The organism is Dietzia sp. IN118, from assembly GCF_032905965.1.
GTDB classification, from domain to species: domain Bacteria; phylum Actinomycetota; class Actinomycetes; order Mycobacteriales; family Mycobacteriaceae; genus Dietzia; species Dietzia kunjamensis.
Genome location: NZ_JAUMSR010000010.1, coordinates 1 through 3,845 on the forward strand (window position 1 = coordinate 1; position 3,845 = coordinate 3,845).

Consider the following 3,845-nt stretch of genomic DNA (forward strand, 5'->3'; position numbering starts at 1 on the left):
AGCTCTGCGGACGCAGTCCACTTCGAGTACGCGATCCATCGGGTGGGGACGGATCCGCAGAAGGTCGCCGTGATGTTCTCCGTGTCTGGAAGCATCGACACCGATCGCCTCCCTGCATCTGTCGGCGCATCGACAACCGTGTATGAGGTTCGACCAATCGGCGTTACGCCCAACCCTGAAGTCATTAGCTCCCAAGAGTCACTCGACAATTTTGCCTCCACCTGGCGGAACCTGCTGTCGCATATCGAGGTAGACCACCCGGGTACAGAGGCGATTGACGCTATCCCGGCAGTCCCGATCACCGCGGCGGTAACCATCGGACGGGCTCCGATGCGGAATGTCCACCCGACTCTCCGAGTCTATGATCGCGCGGCGGACGGCGGCTACAGCTTTGCCCTGGCGGTCACGCCGTGAAACTTCACGCATATTTCAAGCACTTTCTCGAGAACACCGTCAATCTTGACGATTCGCGCATTGAGACGCTCAACAAGCGTGTCGATGCGATCTCGTCATTCCTGCGCGATCATGAGGTCCTCGGCGAGTACTTCCTCGAAGTCATCCCACAGGGGTCGTTCGCGCAGCGGACGATCATCAAGCCAGTCGGTTCACGAGAATATGATGCAGACGTTCTGCTATCCCTGAAGGAACACCCAGACTGGGCCCCCGCCCAGTACACACAAGAGCTTTACAGAGCGTTCGAGGGAAGCGGACGCTACAAGGGCATGTCTCATCGGCGGACTCGATGTTTATACATCGACTACGCCGATCCCTTTCACGTAGACGTCGTCCCCTACGTTGAGTCGCGAATGGTCATCACCGACAACAAGACTGATGACTGGGTGCACACCGATCCGGAGAGTTTCACCGCATGGCTGGAAGGCAAGACTCGGATCACTGGCGGTCGCCTGCCGGCCATCCTTCGCCTGCTCAAATACCTTCGTGACAGCAAGATGACCTTCTCGGTGAAGTCTGTAATCCTGACGATCCTTGTCGGCGAGCGCATCGATGCCTCGCGCACAAGCATCGACGCGGACCATTACAAAAACATACCGACCGCACTTGTCAATATCGTCGAGGACCTCGACCAGTACCTACAGGCGAATTACTTCATACCTGCCATCTGGGACCCAGCAGGAACTGGCCAAGATTTCAGCACGCGGTGGGATCAGGACGGATATGCGAACTTCCGTCGGCAGATTCATTACTACGCCGGCAAGATCCGCGAAGCTTACGACGAGCCCGACAAGGTCACGAGTCTCGCAGCATGGCAGGCGATTTTCGGCAGCGGTTTCCAGGCGCCACCGCCCGACGATCCTGTTACGGCAAGCGCGGTTCGTAACACGGGCGAGCAGTTCATCGACACCACACTGTGCATCCCGATTCGGATCTCGAAGGCGGTCCGCCTCGTCGGCCGGGTACGGCGGGCGGGCGTCCTGAGGGCGTACGACCTACCCAAACGTGGAGATCAAGTCGGCCAGGGCCGCTACATCGACTTCCGCCTCGAGGCGTGCACGGTGGAGGAGCCCTACCAGGTGTACTGGAAGGTAAAGAACTTCGGCGCGGAAGCCGAGCAGCTCAATGAACTGCGCGGTCAGGTGAGACGCGGAGAATCGAGCACGTATGAGCACACCGCATACGTCGGTAGTCACTACGTGGAGGTCTACATCGTCAAAGATGGAGCCTGCGTCGCTCGAGACCGCCAGCAAGTGATTATCAGGCGAGGCCTGAGTGGGTAGCCGGTGGGACCCGACATAAGACCTGGTTCCCGGAGCAGTGGTGCAACGCCTCTGCTGCGGCCTCGGCGTTCCGCGCCGGATCTACGTTATTGGGCGTGTAGTCATGTCTGCGGGCGGAATGGCCAGCTCGTTTCTGTTTCAGAGGCGGACTTGTTGCCATGTGGCGTGGCCAGGAGCCACAGCCCGAGGACTGCGAGGACGAGTCCGGCCGCTGCGATCGCTGACGGGCCCCACTCGATGACGCGTTCGGACAGGGCCAGACCGGCCTGGGGGCCGTCGACGAGGGTGGCTTCGCACCTGCTCGCCACGAGACCGGCCCACTCGGTGCTGAAGCTCAACTGCGTCATCTGCGTCGCGCTGTACTCAAGCGGCAGCAACTCGCCTCTGCAGGTGTTGCTCGGCGAGTGCAGTAAGAACGCGGCGACGTACACCGCTAGACCAACAGCGATCCCGACCAGTGCACACGTGCGGGTAGCCGGTCGTCCGGACTTCATTGCGTGGGGTTTGCCTGCGGTCAAAGGACACCTATTCGATAGCGAGACATGTTGCAGCCGTCAACGTATCGTGCCAGTGCCACTGGGGAGCCGATACGGGTCCCTCGACAACTGGGATACTCCGGCCCGCCAGTCGCCACCGGCAGAGGGCACGATTGCAGCCTTGAAGGACGCCGCCATGGTTGCCGCAACGGGGCCGGTTGTCCGGGCGCGAAACGCCTGGCCTTTCGGTTGAACCGATGATTGGTCGGGCCACCGGTCAACGTTTCGATCTGCGGGCGAGAACGCTCTCTATAGCCATCCAGGCGACGCCCAGCCCGACACTAATGGATGCTCCTGCCCACAGCGGTATGTCGACGGTGAGGTGCAGAGTCGCCACCAACAGGATCGTGAGGCTGGCGTAGATCGGCCAACCCCACCGCTGCCACCACGGCCGGGGAGGGTCTTGCCGACCGACGTCGACCGGCCTCATCGGCTCCATGTGCGCGTCACCTTTCCGCAGCGCTCTCGATGGTCCGATTTCCTCGTGTCGCTATTCGCCGGGGCCGTTCAAGCTCTGGAGGATCTCTTCAGTGGGGGCGCCCGGCGGGAGGGCGACAAGCATGTGGTCGTTTCGAAGTTCGTCTTGCACCCGCACGGCGGAGATGATCTCGTCACCGACCTTCATCACGAGCCGCGTCTGGTCTCCAGCCTGCGAAGCCTCGGCCGTCATTCTGCTAGCCACGGTGGCTCCGGCACGATCGAGATCCACGGTGATGGTGTCGGACTCGCCCGACGGCTGCGCGTTACTGGCGGAGTCGACGCCCGCACGCTCGAACGCTGCGGGAACGACGAGCACATGCTCACCATTCACGCTGATGCACTGAGGATCTGAGCCGGGAGCGCAGGTCTGAGTGATCGCCAGTTCCAACGCGCCCGCAGGCGCGTTCGTCGCCTCGTTCGTGGTCGGCGGCGTAGATGCCGGCTGCAACTCGGCAGTGCCACCGGATGAACAGGCGACCGATCCTGCGAGAAGCGTCATGACGATGGCGAGTTTCTTCATAAAGCGATTCTGGGCATCTTCCTGTCTCGGCGGGGCGTTCTACCGCAGCGTGTACTTCCCGGCACCTTACCCACGGGGAAACGGGATGGTGCACTACATAGCTTTCCGATTACTGCACACCGTGGTGATCCGTTGAGAATGCGCGGTACGGGGGAGTTATGATCCCCATCGGGAGCGTGCATGCTTGATCCACACTGGGTATTTGCGGGGGCAGTACTGGGTTTGATCGGCAGTATCCGCTATGCCACTGCGGTCACCCGAGGCAGTGTCCGCCCCAACCTCGTCACTTGGTCATTGTGGGCCTCGGCCCCGCTGATCGCGTTCTTCGCCCAGGTGGACTCCGAAGTCGGGTTGCCCGCAGTGATGACGCTCGCGGCAGGCACTGGACCTTTGATCGTGATCGTCACCAGCTCAATCACCCGCCGCCACTACGCTCGGCTTGGAGTGATCGATCTAGCGTGCGCCGGGATCGCCATTGCCGCGTTGGCGATATGGCTTGGCCTCGACGACGCCCCACTGGCCGTGGTGTTCGCCGTCGCGGCCGATGCCATCGCCGCACTGCCGACCCGAGCC

4 protein-coding genes and 1 pseudogene are annotated in these 3,845 nt (G+C 61.7%); 3 read left to right on the forward strand and 2 right to left on the reverse strand.

From position 1 onward, the window contains the following. Together Q2K20_RS17900 and Q2K20_RS17905 are read left to right on the forward strand one after the other, a co-directional pair. Positions 1-414: SAVED domain-containing protein (locus Q2K20_RS17900; protein ID WP_317177055.1), on the forward strand; the 414-nt coding region annotated here is incomplete at its 5' end. Next, on the forward strand, positions 411-1,736 hold the full coding sequence (locus tag Q2K20_RS17905; protein WP_317177056.1) for an SMODS domain-containing nucleotidyltransferase: 1,326 nt from the start codon (positions 411-413) through the stop codon (positions 1,734-1,736). The genes Q2K20_RS17900 and Q2K20_RS17905, both read left to right, overlap by 4 nt. A gap of 101 nt (positions 1,737-1,837) precedes the next feature. On the opposite strand, the gene Q2K20_RS17910 is transcribed toward Q2K20_RS17905, so the two are convergent. Beyond that, a complete protein-coding gene (locus Q2K20_RS17910) occupies positions 1,838-2,230 on the reverse strand; it encodes a hypothetical protein (protein ID WP_156776365.1) in 393 nt (130 codons plus the stop codon). 532 nt (positions 2,231-2,762) lie between these two features. Further along, entirely contained in the window at positions 2,763-3,272 is a 510-nt protein-coding gene (locus Q2K20_RS17915) for a hypothetical protein (protein WP_132063846.1), read from the reverse strand. Between the two features lie 180 nt (positions 3,273-3,452). On the opposite strand from Q2K20_RS17915, the pseudogene Q2K20_RS17920 reads away from it, so the two are divergent. Beyond that, positions 3,453-3,845, forward strand: a pseudogene (locus tag Q2K20_RS17920) (hypothetical protein); the annotation flags it as partial.